A 21,845-nucleotide genomic window follows, 5' to 3' on the forward strand; every position below is an offset into this window, starting at 1 on the left:
GACCGGGGCGGGCGGCGCGCTCATCGTCGCGATGCTGTTGCCAGCCCAGGCCTTCGCGGCCGAAGAGCACGGCCTGCCTGGCGGCGCGATGTCGCTGTGGTGGGCCTTGCCGTTTGCCGGGCTGCTGTTGTCGATCGCGACCGGTCCGCTGCTGTTCCACCATGTCTGGGAACACCACTACGGCAAGATCACGGCCTTGTGGGCGGCGCTGGTGATCGTGCCGCTCGCGACTGCCTTCGGTGCTCCCGCGGCAACCGAGGCAGTGCTGCACGCGCTGCTCACCGAATACATGTCGTTCATTGTCCTGCTGTTTGCGCTCTATACGATTTCAGGCGGCATCCTGCTTGCCGGCAACATCCACGGCACACCGCTGGTCAATGCCGGGCTGCTGATCGTCGGGGCGCTGCTGGCCTCTGTGATCGGAACGACGGGCGCCTCGATGATCCTGATCAGGCCGATCCTGCGCGCCAACGACAACAGGCCTTTCAATGCCCATGTCGTCATCTTCTTCATTTTCCTGGTGTCCAACATTGGCGGTTCGCTGACGCCGCTCGGCGACCCCCCGCTGTTCGTCGGCTTCCTGCGCGGCGTCGATTTCTTCTGGACGACCACCAACCTCTACCGGGAGACGCTGTTCGTTGGCGTCGTCGTGCTGGCGGCGTTCCTGGCGATCGACCTCATCCTGCACCGGCGCGAGGCCGGCGCACCGAAGATCAAGGATCCGACACCCGATACGACGGTGCGCCTGCGCGGCCTGGCCAACCTCCCGCTGCTGGCCGGCGTGATCGGGGCCATCCTGCTGTCGGCGGCGTGGAAGCCGGGCGTGAGTTTTTCCGTGTTCGGCGTCGGTCTCGAACTGCAGAACCTGGTCCGCGACGCGATCATCCTCGCGCTGGCCCTGCTATCGCTTCCGCTCTCCTACAAGAGCCACCGAGAAGCGAACGGCTTCAACTGGGGTCCGATCGCGGAAGTGGCCAAACTGTTCGCCGGCATCTTCATCTGCATCGTCCCGGTCGTCGCCATTTTGAGGGCCGGCCACAACGGTGCGCTGGCGCCGCTGGTCGCGCTCGTCACCTCGGCGCAAGGCACGCCCAACGACCTCGCCTATTTCTGGCTGACCGGTGCATTGTCGTCCTTCCTCGACAATGCACCGACCTATCTGGTGTTTTTTGAGCTGGCGGGCGGCGATCCCCGCCACCTGATGACGGAGTTCGCCTCGACGCTTGCCGCGATCTCGGCCGGCGCCGTGTTCATGGGCGCCAACACCTATATCGGCAACGCACCCAACTTCATGGTCTATGCGATTGCCAGACATCGCGGCGTCAAGATGCCGGGCTTCTTTGGGTATATGCTGTGGTCCGGGCTGGTGCTGGTCCCGACCTTCTTGGTCGCGGGTTTTCTGTTTTTCGGTTGATCAACCCACGCCGACATAGCGCCGGACCGCCGAGGGGTCGACGCGCAGGGCCTCGACATCGACCGTCTCGCGGTTGCGGCCGTTTTCGATGAAGCAGACACGATCGGCGACCGACAGCACGGCATCGACCCGCTGTTCGACCAGGATGGTGGAGACATCCATCTCGCGCAGCTTCGACACCGTCTCGCGAATCCTGGCGATCATCGACGGCATCAACCCTTCGGTCGGTTCGTCGAGCAAAAGCACCTGCGGCTCAAGGCAAAGCGCGCGCGCCATGGCCAGCATCTGCTGCTCGCCGCCGGACAAGGTGCCCGAGCGCTGCCGCAGCCGCTGACGCAGCAGCGGGAAGAGGTCGAGAACGTTCTCGCGCGTCGCCTTGCCCTTGCCGCGCGCCATCAGCCCGATCTCGATGTTTTCGGCCACCGTCATCTCGGCGAACAGCCGCCTGCCCTGCGGCACGTAGGCGACACCGGCCTTCGGCACTTCATGCGCCGGCAGGCCGGTCAATTCCTGCCCTGCGAGCCTGATCGAGCCGGCACGCGCGGGAACCAGGCCCATGATCGCCTTCAGCGTCGTCGTCTTGCCGGCGCCGTTGCGGCCGAACAGGCACAGCACCTCGCCCTTGTTCAGCACCAGGTCGAGCCCATAGAGCACCTGGACCTCGCCATAGAAGCAATCGAGCCCGGAAATCGTCAGCGCTTCGACCGTGCTCGCCTCCGTCATGGCGCCGTTCCCAGATAGGCTTCCTGAACCGCAGCGTTCTCGCGGATCGCCTCGGGCGTGCCCTCGGCCAGGATCCTGCCGGCGTTGAAGACGGTGATGCGATCGGCAAGCTGCATCACGACCGGCATGTTGTGCTCGATCAGCAGCACGGTGGCGTTCTTGGCGATGTCGCGCACGAGTTCGATGAAATTGTCGATCTGGCTGTCGGCCAGACCTTGCGTCGGCTCGTCGAGGATCAGCAGGCGCGGTTTCAGCGCCAGGCCCATCGCCACCTCGAGCAATCGTTGATGGCCGTAGGACAATTGCCCGGCCGGCATATGGGTGCGGTCGGCCAGCCCTGTACGTTCAAGCGCAGAGATGACGCCGGCACGCAGCTCAGCCTTCGAGCGGCGATCGCTGAGCGTGAGCTGCACCGGCAGCGCGACATTGTCATAGACGCTGAGATTGGCAAAGACGCTGGTGATCTGGAAGGTGTAGGCGATGCCCCGGCGGACCCTGGCATAGGTCGGCAGGCCGGTGATGTCGGCACCGTCGAAGACGATCGCTCCCGAAGACGGCTGGATGCGGCCGCTGATCAGACTGACGAAGGTTGTCTTGCCGGCGCCGTTCGGACCGATGACGGCGCGGATCTCGCCCGGCATCAGGGTGAAGTCGACATTGTCGACCGCACGCAGGCCGCCGAAGCTGCGCGACAGGCCCTTGGTGGTCAGCAGCGGCGTCATGGCAGCCATCCAAGCCAGCGCCGGCGGATGGTGCCGAGAATGCCTTTCGGGAAAAACAGCACCAGCAGAATGAGTGCCATGCCGACGATCAGCAGGTAGGCCGACGTGTAGCCGCTGGTGACGTCGATGACATAGTACATGAACAGCGTGCCGATCAGTGGTCCAAGCGTTGTGGCCGCACCGCCGAGCAGCACCCACAGCAGCGGCAGGATCGAATACTGTACCGAGGCGAAACTCGACCCGACATAGCCGAACAGCAGCGCGTAGGCGGCGCCGGACGCCGCGCAGATCGTGCCGGAGACGATAATGGCGGCAAGCTTGTTGGAGAAGGTGTCGTAGCCCAGCATCTTCGTGCGTTCCTCATTCTCCCGGATCGCGATCAGCACGCGACCGTATCTGGACCGGACGACGGCAAGCGTGATCAGCAGCACGAGCGAAAACAAGCCGAGCGCCGTCATGTAGCGTACGGTCGGGTTGGTGAGATCGAGCGAGGTGGCGCCGAGATTGAGGACACGCGCCGGCTGCGGCACGACCTGACCCTGATCGCCGCCGGTCCAGGCCGCGAAATAGAGGATGGCCAGATAAAACACCTGCGCGAACATCATGGTGACGATCATGAAGGCCACGCCCGTGGTGCGCAGCGCCAGGAGGCCGATCACCAGCGCCAACGCCGCGCCGCAGGCAATGCCGGCGAGGAACGCCAGAGGCACGCTCCAGCCGAGCTGGATGACGGCAAGGCCGGCGCCGTAAAGCCCGGCGCCGAAGAACATCGCATGGCCAAGGCTGAGCAGGCCGACATAGCCGAACAGCATGTTGTAGCCCATGGCGAAGACCGCCAGCACCATGATGCGGGCGAGCAGGCCGTGGTAATAGTCCGGCAAGAGGAAGCTCAGCATGAAGAGCAGGGCAATCACGCCGAGATGCAGCGCATAGGCCTTTGCCGGCGAAGCTTCGCTCATCGCGATGCCGTCCCGAACAGGCCTTGCGGCCGGAACACCAGCACCATGGCGACCAGCAGCGTGGCGATGATCTTGGCCAGCGTCGGCGAGAAGAACATCGAGATGATGCCATCGGAGAGGCCGATCAGCACGGCGGCGACGACCGTGCCGCGCAACGAGCCGAGGCCGCCGATGATGACGACGATGAAGGACAAGAGCAGCGGATCCTGACCCATCAGGTAGTGCGCCTGGCTGATGGGCACGATCAGCACCGCGGCGATCGCCGCCAGCATGGCGCCGAGCGCGAAGACGCCGCCATAGACGCGGCCGACCGGGATGCCGAAGGCCTGCGCCGTCTCGCTGTCATACTGCGTGGCACGCATGATGAGGCCGATCCTGGTGCGCGTCAGCACCAGCCATGTCGCGATAAGCAGAAGAGCGGATGCGGCGATGATAGACAGCTTGTAGCCGGAATAGCCGAACCACGGCAGAAGGATGCGATAGCTGAACGGCGGCTCCACGGGCCGCGCTTCGGGGCCATAGAAGGTCAGCGCCAGCTGCTGGATGATGTAGAGCATGCCGATGGTGGCGACGATGGTGGCTTCCGGATTGTAGTTGAGCCGGCTCAGCACCAGCCGTTCGGCGACCAGCGCGATGGCGCCGACGATCAGCGGCGCGATCACCAGCGCCGCCAGGAAGCCAAGAGCCGGATGGCCGCCAATTGCCGATGTGATCGCCCAGGCAAGCACGGCGCCCAGCATGAAGAACTCGCCATGGGCGACGTTGACGACACGCATGACGCCGAACACCAGCGACAAGCCCAGCGCCGTCAACGCCAGCACGGCCGAGGTGACGAGGCCTTCAAGGGTTGCGAGGAGAAGGTGGGGTCCAAAGTGCATTTGTTATGCACCAACGGATGCGCGAGGCACCCCCCTCTGCCCTGCCGGGCATCTCCCCCGCAAGGGGGGAGATTGGATGTCCTCGCTGGTTTCGCCAATCATCAACGCGGGCAGATGGGCGCTGCCATACGAACTGCCGATCTCCCCCCTTGCGGGGGAGATGGCCGGCAGGCCAGAGGGGGGTGCCTTGGCGCTCACGTTGGCTGCTGGAATGAGCTCACAGCGCCTGCGTCGTGTAATCCCCTTCGGCCTCGTAAAGCCCGTCCTCGATCTTGGTCTTGTGCACGACCTTCAGCTTGCCGCCCTCGACCTTGGAGATGTTCTGGATGCCAAAGCACTGGTGGATCTTGCCATTGAAGGTTTTTGGCCCCTGCGGATGCTCCGGGCCTTCGGCGAATTCCTTCAGCGCCTCGGTCGCCTCGACCAGCTTGGCGCGGTCTTCCGGCCCTTTGTAGCCGGCGTCTTCCATCGCCTTCTTGACGACGTAGAGCGTTTCCCAGCAGCCGAACATGTGCGCGGCGGTGGAGACATCCTTGGCGTCGCCGACGGCGGCGCCATTGTCGTCGATGCCGACAGCGGCCCGATAGGCCTTCTGCGCTTCGGTGTCGTCGGGCTGGGCGTAGCGCGGCGAGCCTTCCCAGAAATGGCTGCCGTCGAGGAATTCGAGGCCGGGACTGTTGATGTCCACGGCTTCCAGCGAATCGATGAAGCCGAAGAGTTGCGGCCGGTTGGAACCGTAGAACTCGCCGAGTTCCTTGACGAAGGTGAGCACCGCCGGGCCGACCATGACGTGGTAGATCACCTCGGTCTCGGGCGGGATCTGCGGGAAGTACTTGGTGAAGGACGATTCCGTCGGCGGAATGGCGATCTGCGCGATCACCTCGGCGCCTTGCGCCTTCAGCGCGGGCGGCAGGTAGTCGCGATGGTCGTAGCCGAAGGCGAAATCGGGGAATATCTGCGTCACCTTCTTGCCGGCATTGGCCGCGATCCATGGCGCCATCGACTGGATCTGGCTCTTCACGTCGGTGATGCCGGGCTGGAAGACGTAGCGGTTGAGCTTGGTCGAGGCGACGTGGTGACCTTCGCTGACGACGAAGTAGGGCATCTTGTTTTCGCCGGCGGCAGGCGCCGATCCGATGACGACATGCGAGAACAGCGTACCGAAGACGATGTCGGTCTTGTGCTGGGTGGCGAACTTGCCGACCACTTCGGCGCCGCGGCCGGGATCGGTGCCGTCATCCTCGATGATCACCTCGACCTGGCGGCCATTGATGCCGCCGGCGGCATTGATCGCCTTGATCGCGGCGGCGGTCGTCTTCTCGTACCAGCGGCCATAGGCGGCGCCAATGCCGGTGCGGTGCGACTGGAAGCCGATCTTGATCGGCGCCGAACTCTGTGCCTGGGAGTAGCGGACGAAGCCGGGCGCCATGGCGAGGCCAGCGCCGGCGGCGAGGCCCTTCAGCGTGGTACGGCGGGTGAGTGCGGTTTTGGAGAGATCGAAAAATCCGTTCTTGTCAGTCACGTTCGTTCCCCTGTTTTTGTGTTTTGACCAACGATAAGGCGGCTCGAACATCCTCGGCAAGAGGATGCAAAATTGCATGTGTACAAACTAAATCACCAAAGGCTTGGCCTGGCAAGCAAGCTTTCCGTCGGGGCATGGCTCACAGGAGATGGCTTGTCTCATCCGACTGTCGGCGTGGCAAGCAGCCAGAGACCGAAAATGGTGTAGGCGATCATCAATACGGTGAGCGGAAACTGACTGAGCGCGGCGCGGGCAGGCTGGGGATGCAGGCGCCAGGCAAAGCCGTGCGCGACGAGGACAGCGAGCACATGGCCAACGATGATGGCGCCCGCCTGGACATTCCACAGCCACCATGCCGACGCCGCGCCGGCGACGATGCCGGCCTCGACCTGCATGTCGGTGGTGCCGAACAGGTTCCAGCCAAGCGCGAAGGGATCGGACAGGGAGGCCAGCGCATATTGGCCGTCGACCAGCAGCGCCGTCAGATAATGCGCGACATGGTAGGCGAGCGCGATCGGCACGATCGACCACACCAGCATGCCGGCTGCCTGGGCGAAAGGCTGGCCGCCGCGGGCAAGACGCTGGCCGAGGACGACGGCAAGCAGGAACACCGCCGCGAGCAGCACGAATGTCATAACGAGCCCAAGCGTGCCGCTGCCGATCACGGCCGTGCGGCCCGGAAACTCGAGCGGATTGATGCCGAACAGGCCGAGCCAGGAGAAGGTCTTCGACAGGCCGTCGAAGGAGACCGAGGACAAAGCGAGCAGCAGGAAGGCGATGCCGCTGGCGGGCAGCGGCTGGGCCCGGAGCAGTTTGGCGCCCGGCCAGCACAGCGCAAGACGGCCTTTGTCGCCGCGCTTGATCGGCGCGAAGCGCGCCACCACCGAAAAGAAGATGCCGAGGAATTCACCGCTGCGGCTCCATTTTTCGTAACCGAACACCAGCATGGCCAGCAGGGTGAACAGCCAGTAGAGGCCGGCGGCAAAGGCCAGCCGCGCCGGATCGTCGGGAGCGGGATAGACGAGTTCGAACCAGGCGAAGGCAAAAAACAGCATGACAGCCGGCCAGCAGCCGAGCCATTGCGGAAGTTGCCTGAACCCGTCATCGCTTCCGCCGGTCAGCCGCGACAGTAGCCGCCACGGGCCGTACCAGGGGTTGAGCCACGACCAGATATCGCCGAACACGCCTTGCAGCAGTGTCAGGCCGGCCCATAGCAGCGTCCACACCACCAGTGGCAGCGGGTTGGAGAGCGGGTCGCGGCTGCCTATGAAGCCGGCGGCGAGGAGAATTGCAAAGCCGGCAAAGGAGATCAAGCTGATGGCGGCGCGGACGCTGTCGCCGAAGGCGAATAGCGGCAGGCGTCGGCGCCAGAAACGGTCGAGGGTGTCGGACGGCAGCAATGCCAAGACAAGGAAACTGGCGGCCACGGCGAAAGCGCCGCCGGCGAGATAATAGCCGGTAGGAAGGAGCAGGACGTGGCCGCGGTCGGAGGCGTGGGCGAAGGCGAGAGTGGGGGAGACGAGCCACAAGGCCGAGAACCACAAGGCAAACGGCAGACCGAGGCGTTCTACGGCGGAACTCGAACTGTTCAAGAGCCCGACCACCCTCAAACCTTGACCAGTTGCTCCACGCGATCCTTCTGCCCAAAAATCCTCAGATACCGCTCGATCTCCTTGAGATCGCCGGTCGCCTTGGCCGGGTTGTCGGAGAGCTTGACCGCCGGCCTTCCATTGGCCTCGGTGACCTTGCAGACCAGCGATATGGCGTCGAGGCTGTTGGTTTGCGTCGGCGCGCAGCCTTCGAAGTCGTTGGTCAGGTTGGTGCCCCAGCCGAAGGACATGCGCACCTTGCCCTTGAAGTGGCGGTACGTCTCCTCGATGGTCTCGACCTCGAGCCCGTCGGAGAAGATCAGCAGCTTCTGCCTGGGGTCCTTGCCCTTCTCGCGCCACCAGTCGATGATTTTTTCGCCACCTTCGATCGGCGGCGCGCTGTCGGGGCGGAAGCCGGTCCAGTCGGCGACCCAGTCCGGCGCGTCGCGCAGGAACGAGGCGGTACCGAAAGCATCGGGCAGCACGATCAAGAGATTGCCGCCATAGTAGCGCTGCCAGTCCTGCAACACCTTGTAGGGCGACTGCTTCAGCTCTTTTTCCGAATTGGCAAGGGCGGCAAACACCATCGGCAGTTCATGCGCGTTGGTGCCCAGCGCTTCGAGATCATTGTCCATGGCCAGCAGCACGTTGGAGGTGCCGGTGAAAGCCTCGCCGATGCCTTCCTTGAGCGCCTCGACGCACCAGCGCTGCCACAGGAAGGAATGGCGCCGGCGGGTACCGAAATCCGAGATGCGGATGCCGGGCAGCGCCTTCAGCCGTTCGGTCTTGGCCCACATCTTGGCCTTGGCGCGGGCATAGAGCACGTCGAGCGTAAAAGGCCCGAACGATCGCAAAGCGGCACGCGAACGCAATTCATTGATGATGGCGAGCGCGGGGATCTCCCAAAGCGTGGTGTACATCCAGGGGCCGGAGAAAGAGAGCTCGTACTGGCCGTCACGCTTGGAAAGCTCATAGTCGGGCAGCCGGAAGCCTTCCAGCCAGGCGAGGAATTCCGGCTCGAAAATCTGCTTGCGGCCGTAGAAATTGTTGCCGGCCAGCCAGATCATTTCCTTCTTGGAGAAGCGCAAGGTGCGGGCATGGTCGAGTTGTTCGCGCAGCTCGCCTTCATCGATCTCGTCGGCGAGGCGGACCGAAGTCGTCCGATTGATCAGCGAGAAGGTGGTGTCGACCTTGGGGTACATGCCCCAGATCATCTGCAGCATCAAAAGCTTGTAGAAATCCGTATCGAGCAGGCTGCGCACGATCGGGTCGAGCTTCCAGGTGTGGTTATAGACACGCCGCGCAATATCGGTCTTTGCCATGCTTGCTGCCGCCTTCGCTGCCTGCCACCCACAATCGCGACAGGCCTCATAGCATCGAATTGGCAAAAACGCTGCCCGCTTTCAGGCTGGCCCGACAAAAAGAAAGCCCTGCATGCGGCTATGTGGGTTTGCCGCCCATCACCTTGAGCGCGGGACGTTTGCGGCGGGTGACGAGGCGGCCCGCAACCGGGGCGTCGGCGCGGCCGTCATCCCCGGCCTTCTCGGCAAACAGCCAGTCGATGAACACCTGCACGATCGGCGTCGCCCGCATTTCATTGCGGCAAACGACATAGAAATCGTCGACCGCCGGCACCGACAGGCTGAACGGCGCGACCAGCATGCCCCTGGCCAGCAGGGCGCTTGCCGTCACCGAGTCGCCCAGCGCCACGCCGTGGCCATGGACGGCGGCTTCCGCCGTCATGCGTGCATCGCCGAGATGATGGCGCCGGCCGCGCTCCAGGTCCAGCGCGTCGGCGGCGGCCAGCCAGGTGTGCCACTCGCGGCCATCGTCGCCATGCAGCAAGACATGGTCGGCGAGGTCGCGAACATTGCGGATCGGCCGGTTGTTGATCAGCGTCGGGCTGACCACCGGGAACAGCTCCAGGCCCGACCATTTGCGCATCCAGCAATCGGCCCAGCTGCCATCGCCATAATGCACGCAGACATCGATATGCGGCGCCCGGATATCCCTGGGATCGTTGGAGGGAATGAGCTTCAGCTGGATGTCGGGATATTGCGCGGTGAAGCTGCCCAGCCTCGGCGTCATCCACAAGAGCAGCAACGCAGGCACGCAGGACACCGACAGCGCGCCGCTGCTTGCCGGCCGCGTCAGCCGTTGGGTGGCGGCGGCGATGCCGTCGAAGGCGACCGATACCGCCGGCAAAAGTTCGGCGCCATGCGGGGTCAGCTTGACCCGCTGGCCGACGCGCTCGAACAGCTTGACGCCAAGCGATTGCTCCAGCGCCTTGATCTGGTGGCTGACGGCGCCGTGCGTGACATTCAGTTCGCTCGCCGCCTTGGTCAGCGAGGCATGGCGGGCCGTGGCCTCGAAGGCGCGCAGCGGGTTGAGAGGTGGCAGGCGCTTGGCCATGGATGCTCGGCTTTATTGTGAGATTTTCTCACAGGAAACACCCTAACAATATCAATTGCTTTTTCAAAGCGGCTGCCGGACACTTTGATCCGGAACAACATCAAGACGTGAAATCTGCAGACTGCCAGCCGGACAACGGCCCGGCCGGATGACGGTCGGTTCGCCCGAGGTCACCGCCGGCACCACTGCATCAGCCGAGGAGGAGCGGATATGGGATATGATCGCGGCAAGCTCGATGCGCTGCGTCGCAAATATGGCGAGAGCCATGGCGGCGAGATGTTCGACCCGAAATTCCGCAAGGTCGCCGACAAGATCTTTTCCAAGAGCGGCACGCGGCTGGCGCCCTATTCCGGCATCCCGACCTTCCTTGCCGCGCCCTACCGCGAAATCGCAGCGGACAATCCGGACTTCGGCGACCTGCAGGTGGCGATAACAGGCGTGCCGATGGATCTCGGCGTCACCAACCGGCCGGGCTCGCGCTTCGGGCCGCGCGCCTTGCGGGCGATCGAGCGCATCGGCCCCTACAATCATGTGCTGGAATGCGCGCCGACGCATGAACTCAGGGTCGCCGACATCGGCGACGTTCCGTTCCAGAGCCGCTACCGGCTGGAGACCAGCCACGAGGATATCGAGCGGCGCATCAACCAGATCGTCGACGCCGGGGTCATCCCGTTGTCGGTCGGCGGCGACCATTCGATCACCCACCCGATCCTGAAGGCGGTCGGCAAGAAGGCGCCGGTCGGCCTGATCCACATCGACGCCCATTGCGACACCAGCGGCCTGTTCGACCTGACCAAATTCCACCATGGGGGTCCGTTCCGCAACGCGGTGCTGGACGGCGTGCTCGATCCGACGCGCACCATCCAGATCGGCATCCGCGGCTCGGCCGAATATCTGTGGGAATTCACCTACGAGTCCGGGATGACCGTGGTCCATGCCGAGGAAGTGACCGGTCTCGGCATTCCCGCCATCATCGAGAAGGCGCGCAGAATAGTCGGTGACGGCCCGACCTATGTGTCCTTCGACATCGACAGCGTCGATCCCGCCTTCGCACCGGGCACCGGCACGCCGGAAGTCGGCGGGCTGACGACGCGCGAAGTGCTCGAACTGCTGCGCGGCCTCAAGGGTCTCAACATTGTCGGTGGAGATGTCGTCGAGGTGGCGCCGCAATATGACGCCACCACCAACACGGCGCACGCCGGCGCGCAGGTGCTGTTCGAGATCCTGAGCCTGATGGTGTTCAGCCCGGCAGTATCAGGCAAGGGGGCCTGACAGAGAAAGGCGGCCGCCGCACTGGAGCCGGCGGCCGACCCAAACAATCAAAAGCTTCCAGAAGGGGAATGACAATGACAATCCACCGCAAAACATCCATCGCCGCCGTTCTGCTCGTGGGGTTAGCCGGCTTCGCCACGCAAGCCGCCAATGCCGACGCGCTGGCCGACATCACCAAGGCCGGCACCATCAATGTCGGCGTCTTCGCCGACTTCCCGCCTTTCTCCTCGGCCAGCGCCGACATGAGCCTCAAGGGCTATGACATGGATGTGGCGCAGTACATCGCCGACACGCTCAAGGTGAAGCTCAACACCGTTGCCGTCACCGGCCAGAACCGCATCCCCTATTTGAACGACCATCGCGTCGACATCCTGATGAGCGTCGGCTACTCGAAAGAGCGCGAGCAGGTCATCGACTTCGCCGCTGCCTACGCGCCCTATTACATCGCGGTGATCGGTCCGGCGGCAATGCCAGTCAAAGGCAAGGAAGATCTCGGCGGCAAGTCGATCGCCGTCAATCGCGGCACGCTGGAAGACACCTCGCTCACCGAAGCAGCACCGGCCTCGGCGGACATCAAGCGTTTCGACAACTACAATTCAGTGATCCAGGCCTTCATCTCAGGCCAGACCCAATTGATGGTCGTCGGCAACGATGTCGGCGCGCAGGTGCTGGCCAAGCAGGATGCGCTGAAGCCGGAGCAGAAGTTTCAGCTTCTGACCTCGCCTTCGCATATCGGCCTCAACAAGCATGAGGATGCCCTCAAGAAGGCGGTCAACGACGCCATTGCCAAGATGCTGGCCGACGGCAAGCTTGACGAAAGCTCGAAGGCCTGGCTGAAGACGCCGCTCAATCCCGACAACCTCAAGGATTGAGTTGCCGTGGCCTTCGGCTGGCTTCCAGGTGCCGTGGCCGACATCGCGCACGGCGCGGCGACGACGATCCTTTTGATCGCCGTCACCACGCTTGCGGGCACGCTGCTCAGCATCCTCGGTGCCGCCGGGCGGCGAAGCGGCCCCGCGCTGCTGCGCCGGGCCATCGGCTGGTATGTCGAGGTGATGCGCAACACGCCGTTCCTGGTGCAGCTGTTCTTCATCTTCTTCGGCCTGCCTAGCCTCGGCATCAGGCTCGATCCGATCCTGGCCGCCATGCTGGCGATGACGCTCAACATGGCCGCCTACACGATCGAGATCGTCGGCGCCGGCCTTGACGCGGTGCCGCACGGGCAGACAGAAGCGGCCCTGGCGCTTGGGCTGAGGCCGCGCCAGGTGTTCATCAAGATCGTGCTGCCGCAGGCGCTCAAGATCATCTATCCCGCGCTGACCAGCCAGATCGTCATCATGATGCTGGAATCAGCCGTGGTGTCGCAGATCGCGGTGCGCGAGCTGACCTATGAGGCCGACATGCTGCAGGCGCGCACTTTCCGTTCTTTCGAGACGTATTTCGTCGTCACGCTGGTCTATCTCTTGATGTCGATGGCCTTGCGGCGGCTGCTGGTTGCAGGCGGCCGCCGCGCGCTCGGAGCTGGCGTGTCATGATCGAATTCACCCTCTGGGACATTGTGCGCAACCTTCTGCTTGCCGCGCGCTGGACGGTGCTTTTGTCGCTGGCCGCGTTCGTCGGCGGCGCGGTGGTCGGAATGGCGGTGCTGTTCCTGAGGATCGCCAAAAACAAGTGGAGCCGGCGCGTTGCCTCCGGCTACATCGCCTTGTTCCAGGGGACGCCGCTCTTGATGCAGCTGTTCCTGATGTTCTTCGGCCTGCCGATGCTTGGCCTGCGCATCGAGCCGTGGACGGCGGCGGTGCTCGGCCTCACCTTCTTCGCCAGCGCCTATCTGGCCGAAATCTGGCGCTCCGGCGTCGATGCGCTGCCATTAGGCCAATGGGATGCCGGCGCCAGCCTCGGCCTTCACTATCTGCAGGAGCTCAGGCTGATCATCCTGCCGCAGGCGTTTGCGATCACCCGCGCGCCGACGGTCGGTTTCCTGGTGCAGCTGATCAAGTCAACCGCGCTGACCTCGATCATCGGCTTCGAGGAGCTGGTGCGAACCTCCAACGCCATCAACAACGCCACCTTCGAGCCGTTCAAGGTCTATGGGCTGGTGGCGCTGATCTTCTTCGCCCTATGCTTCCCGCTGACGCAGTATGCGCGACGGCTCGAGAAGCGGGCTCCGGTGCGCTGAGTCCGACGGCGTGTTGCGCTGGCCAACATCGACGGCGGCCGCAAACTCCCGGTGCCTGGCGTTCGAACGCCTCTTGAAGGTCATTTGATCTGTTGGATGCTCAGCTTTCGACCGAAGAGGACCCTTGCCCCTCGCCGTTTCCAAATCCTCACGGACGAACGCGGATGATCGTCTTCCCAGTGCGTCGCCCGGTAGGGTTGAAGGCGGCGACGGCATCGTTGAGGGTCGAAACGTTGCCGATGTTCGTCCGCAGTCGTCCGTCCCGCACCCGCTGGACGATCTCGCTCAGCTGGGCACGATCGGACTCGACAACGAAGTCAACCGCCAGGCCGTCGGCAGGCCGCGCCTCTGTCGATCCGACGACGGACACCAGTGTTCCTCCGGCTCGAATCAGGCCGGCGGACCGCTTCCCGATTTCCCCGCCGATCACATCGAACACGAGAGCGACTTCGCCCACGTCTTCGAGGGCGTCGTTTTCGAGGTCGACGAACTCATTCGCGCCAAAGTCGAGCACCGTCTGACGGTCGGCGGCGCGTCCGGTGCCGATGACGTAGGCGCCCGCCTCTCGTGCAAGTTGCGTCACCATCGACCCGACCGCGCCGGCCGCACCGTGCGCGAGGACGCTCTGCCCCGCCTGAAGGCGGCCATGCTGGAAGAGTCCCTGCCACGCGGTGAGACCCGAGATCGGCAGGCTTGCGCCCACCGTGAAGTCGACGTCGCCCGGCAGCGGCGCGAGGTTGCGTGCTTCCATGGCTACATACTCCGCGAGCGTGCCGTCGCGATGCCAGTCGGCGAGGCCGAATACTCTCTGACCTACCGACAGTCCCGTTGTGCCGTACCCGAGTGCGATGACAACTCCGGCCAGCTCGTGCCCAAGGATCGACGGTGTTCGGTCAAGGCCGCGGCGGTCGGTCCAGGTCGAGGGCCATGCCAGCTCGGTCGGGACGAATCCCGAAGCATGAACCTGAACGACGACATCGTTTATCGCTGGCTGCGGCTCAGGCCGCTCCACCAGCTTCATCCCGGCCGTTCCCGCAGCCTGGTCCGTCACCACAATTGCCTTCATGATAATTCTCCTCGGTCATTTGTCTCTTGGTGGAAACGTTTGCCGCTTGGGAACCGTTCAATATCTTATGCCAGGGCCTTCTCTTAGCGGGCGTCCGTGGTCCGGTCTGAAGGCGTCGTTTTAATGGGCGGCAATGTTAGGACATGCCGGAAGGCTGGCAACCGGCCACCGGGTTCAATGTCCGAACGCGCCTGACGGCACGATGCGGTCGCGGCGCAGCCAGCGGGCCAGAAGCAGCGCTGCTACCACGGCCAGCCCCGAAGACAGGCCGATCCAGATGCCGACGCCGTGGAAGGCGAAATGGAAGGCGAGCAGCACGCCGAGCGGCAGGCCGACACCCCAATAGCCGATCGCGGCATAGATCATCGGGACCTTGGTGTCGTGCAGGCCGCGCAGCATGCCGGCGGCAACCGCCTGCGCGCCGTCGAAGACCTGGAACAGGGCAGCGAAAACCAGGAACGAACCGGCTAGCGCGATCACCCTGGCATTGGCGGGATTGCCAAGGTCGATGAAGGCGCTGATCAGGAGATGCGGCCAAAGCACCATCACCAGCCCCATCAGCGCCATGAAGGAAACGCCGATGACGAAGGCGGTCCAGCCGGCACGCGACACACCTTCGGGATTGCCGGCGCCATGGGCAAGCCCGACCCGCACCGTCACCGCTTGGTTGAGGCCGAGCGGCACCATGAAGGAAATCGAGGCGATCTGGATGGCGATGGCGTGCGCGGCCAGCGAATCCGCGTCGATCAGGCCCATCAGCAGGGCGGCGGCATTGAAGATCGTCACCTCGAAGGCAAGGATGCCGGCGATCGGCAGACCGAGCCGCAGCAGGCCCTTGAAGCGCGGCCAGTCGGATCGCCAGAAGCGGCCGAACAGGTGATAGCGCCGGAATTTTTTCTCCCACATCACCACGACAGCCATGCCGGCGAACATCAGCGTTGAGGACAGCGAGGTCGCAAGGCCCGAGCCGGCGATGCCCATGGCCGGAACACCGAGATTGCCGAACATGAACACCCAGTTGGCGAACACGTTGAAGGCCACGGCGACGAAGACGATGACCAGCGCCCAGCCCGGCCGCTCCAGCGCCGAGATGAACGAGCGCAGCACGATGTAGCCGTAGAAGGGCAGCACCGCCCACTCCAGCCAGCGCAGGTAAATGCCGGCCTGGCGCGCCAGCGCCGGCTCTTGGCCCATGGCCAGCAGGATGGCCTCGCCGTGCCACAGCACGAGCCAGATCGGGACCGAGATCAGGATCGCCAACCACAGGCCCTGGCGCACGGTGCGGCGCAGGTCACGTACGGAATAGCGGCGGCGGCCAAGCTCGGTCGCGATCATCGGCGAGGTCGCCAGCATCAGGCCGAGGCCGAAGATCAGCGGCATGAAATACAGGTTGGCGCCGAGCGCGCCGCTGGCCAGCGTGTCCGCGCCGAGGCGGCCCATCATCATGACGTCGGTGGCGGTCATCGCCGTCTGGCCGAGATTGGTCAGCACCATCGGCCAGGCCAGCGCCAGCGTCGCCCTGATTTCCTGACGCCAAAGATTTTCCGGCGCGCGAGCGCCGGCTTCGATCGCGGACATTGTCCTGCTCTTTCAAGGTTGCGGCGCGTCGGCAAAGAGCCGGAAGCCGCATTGCAAACGGCAAAACCTTCGGTTTCGCGGCGTTTGCGCCGTCTCTTGAACGAAATGCGACATGAAGGCAAGGGAGGGGCGCGAGAACAGATTGAGCCAGCGCCATTGCCGGGAGGCGTCGCCTCGTTCCCTTGCCGGCCCGGACTGCTCCGGATTAAAACGTCGGCGGCGGGCGAATATGGGAGGCAGGATGGCGTTCAGACGCAGAAAGAACACGGCGGCGATCCCGCGCACGGCGCCTTCCTTCGAGCATATCGTCACCGAGGCGAGCGACAGTTTCCTGTGGCGGCTGGACGACTATCCCTGGGAGCGCAACGTCTGGAACTTCCATCCGGAATACGAGATCCACCTGCTGCGGAAATCCTCCGGCGTGGTCCTGGTCGGCGACCATATTGGCGAGTTCGGGCCGGGCTACCTCACCATCGTCGGTGGTGGCCTGCCGCATGACTGGGTCACCGCGGAGCAGCCAGGCGAGTTGATCGAGGGTCGCGACATCGTGCTGCAATTCGATGCCGAGCGGCTGCGAGGATCGGCTGACATGCTGCCGGAATTGCGCGAACTGGAGCCGTTCCTGGAACGGTCGCTGCGCGGCATGGTCTTCCACGGCGGGACCGCGCTTGAAGGCGCCGCGCTGATGGAGCGGATGGGTACGGTGCATGGGCTGGCCCGGTTCTGCCTGTTCCTCGAACTGGTCGACCTGCTGGCCCGGACCGATGAGTATGAGCTGTTGTCATCACCGAACTTCCAGCCGGTTCTCGATGCCGCCTCGCTCGACATCATCCAGCGCACGCTGACCTATCTGTTCCAGCATTTCGCGGAGGATCTGAAGCTGCCTGACGTGGCCGAGCTGGCCGGCATGAGCGAAAGCACCTTCTCGCGGTTCTTCCAGAAGAACACCGGCAATTCCTTCAGCGACCATCTTGCCAAGCTCAGGCTGTGGCAGGCGTGCAAGCTCCTGGCTGATACCGATGTGCCGATCACCGACATCTGTTTCCAGGTCGGCTACATGAACATATCCAACTTCAACCGCGCGTTCCTGCGCAAGCACAAGATGACGCCGTCATCCTATCGCAAGCTGTCGCGGCAGCGTCTGGCGATGCGCGCATAAGCGCATCCTGAATCACCATTTTGGACCAGATCGATACTCGTGTGACGCGTCCCCTATGTGGGTGCCGTTTTTTGCGCTGCACAATGCATAAAAGTACAGGTCTGCTGCAACGGGGCTTCTAGCTTGACCCCTCACAACTGCGCATTTTGGCGATGGGTGGCATGTCGTTCGGGCGATGGTGAGGATCGCGCAACCCGAGGACCTGCGTTTCCTGCGACGTATTCCTGGAGGAGAAAAAGATCATGAGACCAGTTCGGCTCGCTGCCAGCCTTGGCGCAGTTTTCGTGCTTTCCGCTACCGTTTCAACCCTAGCCCTGGCGCAGGCGCCGGTCTGTTCGGCACCGGTCAAGGTGCTGGCGCAGCCACGCGACGGCGTGACGCTTCTGGAGGACTCAAAGGCCGAGTTCGAGAAGCTCTCCGGCGCGAGCTTCAAGATCGATTATCTCAACGAGAACGATCGCCGCGCCAAGTCGCGCGCGGACGCGTCCACCGTCGGCAACTACAACGTCTACTATGTCGATGAAGCGAATGTGGCGCTTTTCGCCTCGTCGAAGTGGATCGTGCCGCTGACCGATTTTTATCCGGCCGACTACGACTATGCCGACTTCGACCCAGGCCGCCAGAAGGTCGCGACCTATGACGGCAAGGTCTGGTTCGCGCCGCTGACCGGCGGCGGCGACCTGATGGTCTACCGCAAGGACGTGCTGGAGGCCGCCGGCATCCAGCCGCCCAAGACGCTGGACGAGCTGATCGCCGACGTGCCGAAGCTGACCAATGCCGACAAGGGCATGTATGGCATCGCGTTGCGCGGCGCCCGCGGGTCGGGCGCAAATGTCTGGCGCTGGATGCCGTTCTTCAAGGCCTATGGCGGCAAGTGGTTCGACGGCGACAAGCCGGCCTTCAATTCGGAGGCCGCGGTCAAGGCAACCGAGACCTATCTGAAGCTGTTCAAGGATTCGGCACCCGGCACGCAGACCGGCAGCTGGGACGAATCGACCGGCGCCTTCCTGTCGGGCCAGGTCGCGATCCTGGTCGAATCGACGCCGCTTTCGGGCATGGCGGTCGATCCGAAAACCTCGCAAGTGGTCGGCAAGATCGGCTTCCTGCCGCCGCCCTCGCCACTTCCCGGCGGCGGTTACGGCCATGGCCTCGCCATCGCGGCGAAGGCCAATGCCGACGACGCTTCGAAGAAATGCGCCGGCCTGTTCATCGCCTGGGCAACGTCGAAGGAAAACGAGAAGCGCCGGCTCGACGCCCACCAGTTCGGTGAGCTGAACCGCACCAGCATCCTGGCCAGCAAGGAGTTCGCCGACATCTACGGCGCCGATCTCGGCCAGGCGCTTGCCGAAACAGGCAAGGTGACGGCGGTGAACTTCTGGCAGGATCCACGCTGGCCGGATCTCGGCGACCGCTGGGGCATCATCCTCGAGGAATTGATTGCCGGCACGCGCACCGACGTCAAGGGCAGCCTCAACGAGCTCGAGGCCTATGCCAATGAGCTGGTGAAGAAGTAGGTCCCTCCCTCTTGCGGCGCGCGGTTCGCGGCAGTCTCGGGACCGCCGGAACCTGTGCGTCGCAGGAGGGCCTGCCCGTCATGTCCAGATATCAGAGACACAGCAAGGCCTGAGACCAATGCCTCGACGTTCATCCCTGCCGGTCACCTTTGTCGTGCCGACGCTGGTCATTCTGCTGATCCTGTCGATGGTGCCGACGCTTTACGCGATCATCATCGCCCTGCAGAACCGCGAGCTGAGCTCGACGGCCTATTCCTGGGTCTGGTTCTCGAACTTTTTGGATCTATTCTCCGACCGCCGCTTCCTCAACGCCGTCTGGGTGTCAGTGAAGTGGGAGGTGGTCACCGTCGTGGCAACGATGGTGGTGGCGATCGGGCTCGGCGTGCTGATGTTCGAGGCCGCCTCGCCGCGCCTGCGCAATCTCTACTGCCTGCTGTTCATCATCCCGGTGCTGCTGCCGCGCGTCTCGGCGGCCTTCGTCTGGAAGTTCGCCTATCATCCACTCTACGGCATCGCCACCTACCCCTACCGGCTGCTCACCGGCGGGCTGATCTTTGATCCGCTGTCCAAGCCTTCGACGGCGCTGTTCGCCGTCGCCTCGGTCGATGTCTGGCAGTGGGGCCTATTCTTCGCCGTCATCGTGCTCAAGCTGCTGGAGACGTTGCCGCCGCAGCCGATCGAGGCGGCCCGACTCGACCACGCCCGGCGCTGGCAGATCCACGCCTACGTCACCTTGCCGATGCTGAAGGCGCCGCTGATCAGCCTGATGTTCGTCAAGATGATCGAGTCGCTGCGCTCCTTCGACCTGATCTATGTGATGACCCGCGGCGGGCCGGGCGTGGCAACCGAAACGCTCGACATGTACGCCTTCTCGCAAGGCTTCATCGAGTCCGGCAAGGTCTCCTACGCCTCGGCGATGGCCGTGCTGATGATGATCGCCACCGTCATCACCTTCACGATGCTGTGGAAGCGGGTGCAGGCATGAGGCCCGGCCGCATCATCGCCAAGGCCGTCCTGGCCTTCGCCGGCTTCCTCGCGGTATTCCCGCTGCTGTGGACGGCGCTCAATTCGCTGAAGAACAGCGTCGACATCATCACCCGCGTTCCCCGCCTCGTGTTCACGCCGACGCTTGCCAATATCAGCTATATCCTTGGCCGCGACAGCGTCATCACCGGCCTCTACAATTCGGTCATCGCCTGCGGCTCGGCCGTGCTGATCGGCGTCGTGCTTGGCCTGCCCGCGGCCTACGCGGTGGCGCGCTATCCCAACCGCTGGGCCGGCGACATCCAGTTCTTCGTGCTGTCGCTGCGTTTCCTGCCGCCGGTGGCGGTGGCGATCCCGCTGATGGTGATCTGGTTGCAACTCGGCCTCTACGACACTTTGCCGGCTTTGATCGTCACCTACTCCCTGCTGACCATCTCGGTGATCATGTGGCTGGCCATTCCAGCCTTCCAGGCCGTGCCGAAGGAAGTCGAGGAAGCCGCCTTCGTTGACGGTTACGGCGCTTACGCGGTGTTCTGGCGGATCGCGCTGCCCGTGGCTGCCCGTTCGCTGATCGGCGCGATTGCCTTCAGCTTCGTGCTGGTCTGGAACGAGTTCCTGATCGCGCTGATGCTGTCGAGTTCCAATGCCAAGACCTTGCCGATCGTCGCCTCCGAACTCTCTCAGCAAGGCATGAATGTGCCGTGGGGGATTTTGAACGCCTCGGTCGTGCTCCTGTCGCTGCCGCCGCTGCTTTTCCTCGGCGTGCTCAGCGGTTTCCTGAATTCCGTTTTCCGGCAAAAAAAGACTTGAAGTGAGGACGACCCGATGCGGGCTTTGGTACTTGAAAAAAAAGGCGAACTGTCGCTGCGCGAGATCGCGTTGCCGCTCGATGTCGGACCCGACGACGTCAGGATCGCCATCCACACGGTCGGCGTCTGCGGCAGCGACGTGCACTATTACACCCATGGCGCCATCGGCAGCTATGTCGTGCGGGCGCCGATGGTGCTCGGCCACGAGGCCGCCGGCACAATCGTCGAGGTCGGCGTCAATGTCAGGAGTTTGAAAGTCGGCGACCGCGTCTGCATGGAGCCCGGCGTGCCGAACCTGTCGTCGCGCGCGACAAAACTCGGCATCTACAATGTCGACCCGGACGTCACTTTCTGGGCGACGCCGCCGGTGCATGGCATCCTTGCTCCCTATGCCGTGCACCCGGCGGCTTTCACCTACAGGCTGCCCGACAATGTCTCCTTCGCCGAGGGCGCCATGGTCGAGCCCTTCGCCATCGGCATGCAGGCGGCTAGTCGTGCCCGCATCGTTCCAGGCGATGTCGCCGTCGTCGTCGGCTGCGGCCCGATCGGCATCATGATCGCGCTTGCTGCCCTTGCCGGCGGCTGTTCGAAAGTGCTGATTTCCGATTTTTCCGCGCCCAAGCTGACGATCGCCGCGCAATATGCCGGCATCGTGCCGGTCAATATCGGCGAACAGTCGCTGGTCGACGTCGTCGCGGCGGCCACCGACAATTGGGGCGCCGACATCGTCTTCGAGGCGAGCGGCAGCCCCAAGGCCTTCGCCGACCTGTTCGATGTCGTGCGGCCAGGTGGCGCGGCGGTGTTGGTCGGGCTGCCGGTGGAGCCGGTGGCCCTCAACGTACCGGCGGCGATCTCGAAGGAAGTGCGCATCGAGACGGTGTTCCGCTATGCCAACATTTTCGACCGCGCCCTGCAGCTCATCGCCTCCGGCAAGGTCGACCTCAAGCCGCTGATCACCGGCACCTATGATTTCGCCGACAGCATCAAGGCGTTCGAACGGGCCGCCGAAGGCAACCCGCAGGACGTCAAGCTGCAGATCCTGCTTACAGGCGAAAAGGGCTGACC

At 63.9% G+C, this 21,845-nt stretch carries 20 protein-coding genes; 10 read left to right on the forward strand and 10 right to left on the reverse strand.

Annotation, left to right across the window (positions count from 1 at the left end; translation table 11 throughout):
- Positions 1 to 31: 31 nt before the first annotated feature.
- Positions 32 to 1,414, forward strand: coding sequence for a sodium:proton antiporter (locus FJ543_RS15785; protein WP_181173997.1), 1,383 nt, complete (start codon positions 32 to 34; stop codon positions 1,412 to 1,414).
- On the opposite strand, the gene FJ543_RS15790 is transcribed toward FJ543_RS15785, so the two are convergent.
- The 8 genes from FJ543_RS15790 to gcvA form a co-directional block, all read right to left on the reverse strand.
- Positions 1,415 to 2,137 (reverse strand): ABC transporter ATP-binding protein, encoded by a 723-nt coding sequence (locus tag FJ543_RS15790; RefSeq protein WP_140875858.1) that lies wholly within the window; start codon positions 2,135 to 2,137, stop codon positions 1,415 to 1,417.
- Positions 2,134 to 2,859, reverse strand: a complete 726-nt coding sequence (locus FJ543_RS15795) for an ABC transporter ATP-binding protein (protein ID WP_140875860.1) — start codon at positions 2,857 to 2,859, stop codon at positions 2,134 to 2,136. The genes FJ543_RS15790 and FJ543_RS15795 overlap by 4 nt, the downstream gene beginning before the upstream one ends.
- Complete coding sequence (locus FJ543_RS15800) at positions 2,856 to 3,818, reverse strand: branched-chain amino acid ABC transporter permease (RefSeq protein ID WP_140711747.1); 963 nt, start codon at positions 3,816 to 3,818, stop codon at positions 2,856 to 2,858. Before FJ543_RS15800 ends, FJ543_RS15795 begins: the two co-directional genes overlap by 4 nt.
- Positions 3,815 to 4,696: a branched-chain amino acid ABC transporter permease gene (locus FJ543_RS15805; RefSeq protein ID WP_140615272.1), complete on the reverse strand. Its 882-nt coding sequence runs from the start codon at positions 4,694 to 4,696 to the stop codon at positions 3,815 to 3,817. Before FJ543_RS15805 ends, FJ543_RS15800 begins: the two co-directional genes overlap by 4 nt.
- Positions 4,697 to 4,913: 217 nt before the next feature.
- Positions 4,914 to 6,218, reverse strand: coding sequence for an ABC transporter substrate-binding protein (locus FJ543_RS15815; RefSeq protein ID WP_140615274.1), 1,305 nt, complete (start codon positions 6,216 to 6,218; stop codon positions 4,914 to 4,916).
- Between the two features lie 158 nt (positions 6,219 to 6,376).
- The gene (locus FJ543_RS15820) at positions 6,377 to 7,810 is read right to left on the reverse strand and encodes a hypothetical protein (RefSeq protein ID WP_140875861.1); all 1,434 of its coding nucleotides are present in this window, start codon (positions 7,808 to 7,810) and stop codon (positions 6,377 to 6,379) included.
- Between the two features lie 14 nt (positions 7,811 to 7,824).
- Entirely contained in the window at positions 7,825 to 9,129 is a 1,305-nt protein-coding gene (gene pncB, locus FJ543_RS15825; protein WP_015314470.1) for a nicotinate phosphoribosyltransferase, read from the reverse strand.
- Positions 9,130 to 9,247: 118 nt separating this feature from the next.
- The gene (gcvA, locus tag FJ543_RS15830) at positions 9,248 to 10,219 is read right to left on the reverse strand and encodes a transcriptional regulator GcvA (protein ID WP_140875863.1); all 972 of its coding nucleotides are present in this window, start codon (positions 10,217 to 10,219) and stop codon (positions 9,248 to 9,250) included.
- A 210-nt stretch (positions 10,220 to 10,429) separates the two neighbouring features.
- Between gcvA and speB the strand changes: the two genes are divergently transcribed.
- The 4 genes from speB to FJ543_RS15850 all read left to right on the forward strand — a co-directional run bounded on the left by speB (position 10,430) and on the right by FJ543_RS15850 (position 13,670).
- Complete coding sequence (gene speB, locus FJ543_RS15835; protein ID WP_140711757.1) at positions 10,430 to 11,491, forward strand: agmatinase; 1,062 nt, start codon at positions 10,430 to 10,432, stop codon at positions 11,489 to 11,491.
- Positions 11,492 to 11,565: 74 nt separating this feature from the next.
- Complete coding sequence (locus tag FJ543_RS15840; protein WP_140875865.1) at positions 11,566 to 12,363, forward strand: transporter substrate-binding domain-containing protein; 798 nt, start codon at positions 11,566 to 11,568, stop codon at positions 12,361 to 12,363.
- A gap of 6 nt (positions 12,364 to 12,369) precedes the next feature.
- Positions 12,370 to 13,026, forward strand: coding sequence for an amino acid ABC transporter permease (locus tag FJ543_RS15845; protein ID WP_015314474.1), 657 nt, complete (start codon positions 12,370 to 12,372; stop codon positions 13,024 to 13,026).
- Positions 13,023 to 13,670, forward strand: a complete 648-nt coding sequence (locus tag FJ543_RS15850) for an amino acid ABC transporter permease (protein ID WP_015314475.1) — start codon at positions 13,023 to 13,025, stop codon at positions 13,668 to 13,670. The genes FJ543_RS15845 and FJ543_RS15850 overlap by 4 nt, the downstream gene beginning before the upstream one ends.
- A gap of 148 nt (positions 13,671 to 13,818) precedes the next feature.
- On the opposite strand, the gene FJ543_RS15855 is transcribed toward FJ543_RS15850, so the two are convergent.
- Positions 13,819 to 14,736: an NADP-dependent oxidoreductase gene (locus FJ543_RS15855; RefSeq protein WP_015314476.1), complete on the reverse strand. Its 918-nt coding sequence runs from the start codon at positions 14,734 to 14,736 to the stop codon at positions 13,819 to 13,821.
- A 174-nt stretch (positions 14,737 to 14,910) separates the two neighbouring features.
- Positions 14,911 to 16,314: an MATE family efflux transporter gene (locus FJ543_RS15860; protein WP_015314477.1), complete on the reverse strand. Its 1,404-nt coding sequence runs from the start codon at positions 16,312 to 16,314 to the stop codon at positions 14,911 to 14,913.
- A 241-nt stretch (positions 16,315 to 16,555) separates the two neighbouring features.
- Between FJ543_RS15860 and FJ543_RS15865 the strand changes: the two genes are divergently transcribed.
- The 5 genes from FJ543_RS15865 (at position 16,556) to FJ543_RS15885 (ending at position 21,843) form a co-directional block, all read left to right on the forward strand.
- Entirely contained in the window at positions 16,556 to 17,473 is a 918-nt protein-coding gene (locus FJ543_RS15865; RefSeq protein WP_140875867.1) for an AraC family transcriptional regulator, read from the forward strand.
- Positions 17,474 to 17,715: 242 nt separating this feature from the next.
- A complete protein-coding gene (locus FJ543_RS15870) occupies positions 17,716 to 18,987 on the forward strand; it encodes an extracellular solute-binding protein (RefSeq protein WP_140875869.1) in 1,272 nt (423 codons plus the stop codon).
- Between the two features lie 118 nt (positions 18,988 to 19,105).
- Positions 19,106 to 19,972: a sugar ABC transporter permease gene (locus FJ543_RS15875; RefSeq protein ID WP_015314480.1), complete on the forward strand. Its 867-nt coding sequence runs from the start codon at positions 19,106 to 19,108 to the stop codon at positions 19,970 to 19,972.
- Positions 19,969 to 20,781 (forward strand): carbohydrate ABC transporter permease, encoded by an 813-nt coding sequence (locus FJ543_RS15880; protein ID WP_015314481.1) that lies wholly within the window; start codon positions 19,969 to 19,971, stop codon positions 20,779 to 20,781. The genes FJ543_RS15875 and FJ543_RS15880 overlap by 4 nt, the downstream gene beginning before the upstream one ends.
- Before the next feature lie 15 nt (positions 20,782 to 20,796).
- A complete protein-coding gene (locus tag FJ543_RS15885; protein ID WP_015314482.1) occupies positions 20,797 to 21,843 on the forward strand; it encodes an NAD(P)-dependent alcohol dehydrogenase in 1,047 nt (348 codons plus the stop codon).
- The last annotated feature ends 2 nt before the right edge of the window (positions 21,844 to 21,845 follow it).

Origin of the sequence: Mesorhizobium sp. B2-5-7, from assembly GCF_006440875.1 — a bacterium.
Taxonomy (GTDB): Bacteria; Pseudomonadota; Alphaproteobacteria; order Rhizobiales; family Rhizobiaceae; genus Mesorhizobium; species Mesorhizobium australicum.

Bases quoted from the DNA above. Each gene is read 5' to 3' on its own strand.
- FJ543_RS15785 (WP_181173997.1), top strand. From the start codon at position 32: ATGCTGTTGCCAGCCCAGGCCTTCGCGGCCGAAGAGCACGGCCTGCCT.
- FJ543_RS15790 (WP_140875858.1), bottom strand. From the start codon at position 2,137: ATGACGGAGGCGAGCACGGTCGAAGCGCTGACGATTTCCGGGCTCGAT.
- FJ543_RS15795 (WP_140875860.1), bottom strand. From the start codon at position 2,859: ATGACGCCGCTGCTGACCACCAAGGGCCTGTCGCGCAGCTTCGGCGGC.
- FJ543_RS15800 (WP_140711747.1), bottom strand. From the start codon at position 3,818: ATGAGCGAAGCTTCGCCGGCAAAGGCCTATGCGCTGCATCTCGGCGTG.
- FJ543_RS15805 (WP_140615272.1), bottom strand. From the start codon at position 4,696: ATGCACTTTGGACCCCACCTTCTCCTCGCAACCCTTGAAGGCCTCGTC.
- pncB (WP_015314470.1), bottom strand. From the start codon at position 9,129: ATGGCAAAGACCGATATTGCGCGGCGTGTCTATAACCACACCTGGAAG.
- gcvA (WP_140875863.1), bottom strand. From the start codon at position 10,219: ATGGCCAAGCGCCTGCCACCTCTCAACCCGCTGCGCGCCTTCGAGGCC.
- speB (WP_140711757.1), top strand. From the start codon at position 10,430: ATGGGATATGATCGCGGCAAGCTCGATGCGCTGCGTCGCAAATATGGC.
- FJ543_RS15840 (WP_140875865.1), top strand. From the start codon at position 11,566: ATGACAATCCACCGCAAAACATCCATCGCCGCCGTTCTGCTCGTGGGG.
- FJ543_RS15850 (WP_015314475.1), top strand. From the start codon at position 13,023: ATGATCGAATTCACCCTCTGGGACATTGTGCGCAACCTTCTGCTTGCC.
- FJ543_RS15855 (WP_015314476.1), bottom strand. From the start codon at position 14,736: ATGAAGGCAATTGTGGTGACGGACCAGGCTGCGGGAACGGCCGGGATG.
- FJ543_RS15860 (WP_015314477.1), bottom strand. From the start codon at position 16,314: ATGTCCGCGATCGAAGCCGGCGCTCGCGCGCCGGAAAATCTTTGGCGT.
- FJ543_RS15865 (WP_140875867.1), top strand. From the start codon at position 16,556: ATGGCGTTCAGACGCAGAAAGAACACGGCGGCGATCCCGCGCACGGCG.
- FJ543_RS15870 (WP_140875869.1), top strand. From the start codon at position 17,716: ATGAGACCAGTTCGGCTCGCTGCCAGCCTTGGCGCAGTTTTCGTGCTT.
- FJ543_RS15875 (WP_015314480.1), top strand. From the start codon at position 19,106: ATGCCTCGACGTTCATCCCTGCCGGTCACCTTTGTCGTGCCGACGCTG.
- FJ543_RS15880 (WP_015314481.1), top strand. From the start codon at position 19,969: ATGAGGCCCGGCCGCATCATCGCCAAGGCCGTCCTGGCCTTCGCCGGC.
- FJ543_RS15885 (WP_015314482.1), top strand. From the start codon at position 20,797: ATGCGGGCTTTGGTACTTGAAAAAAAAGGCGAACTGTCGCTGCGCGAG.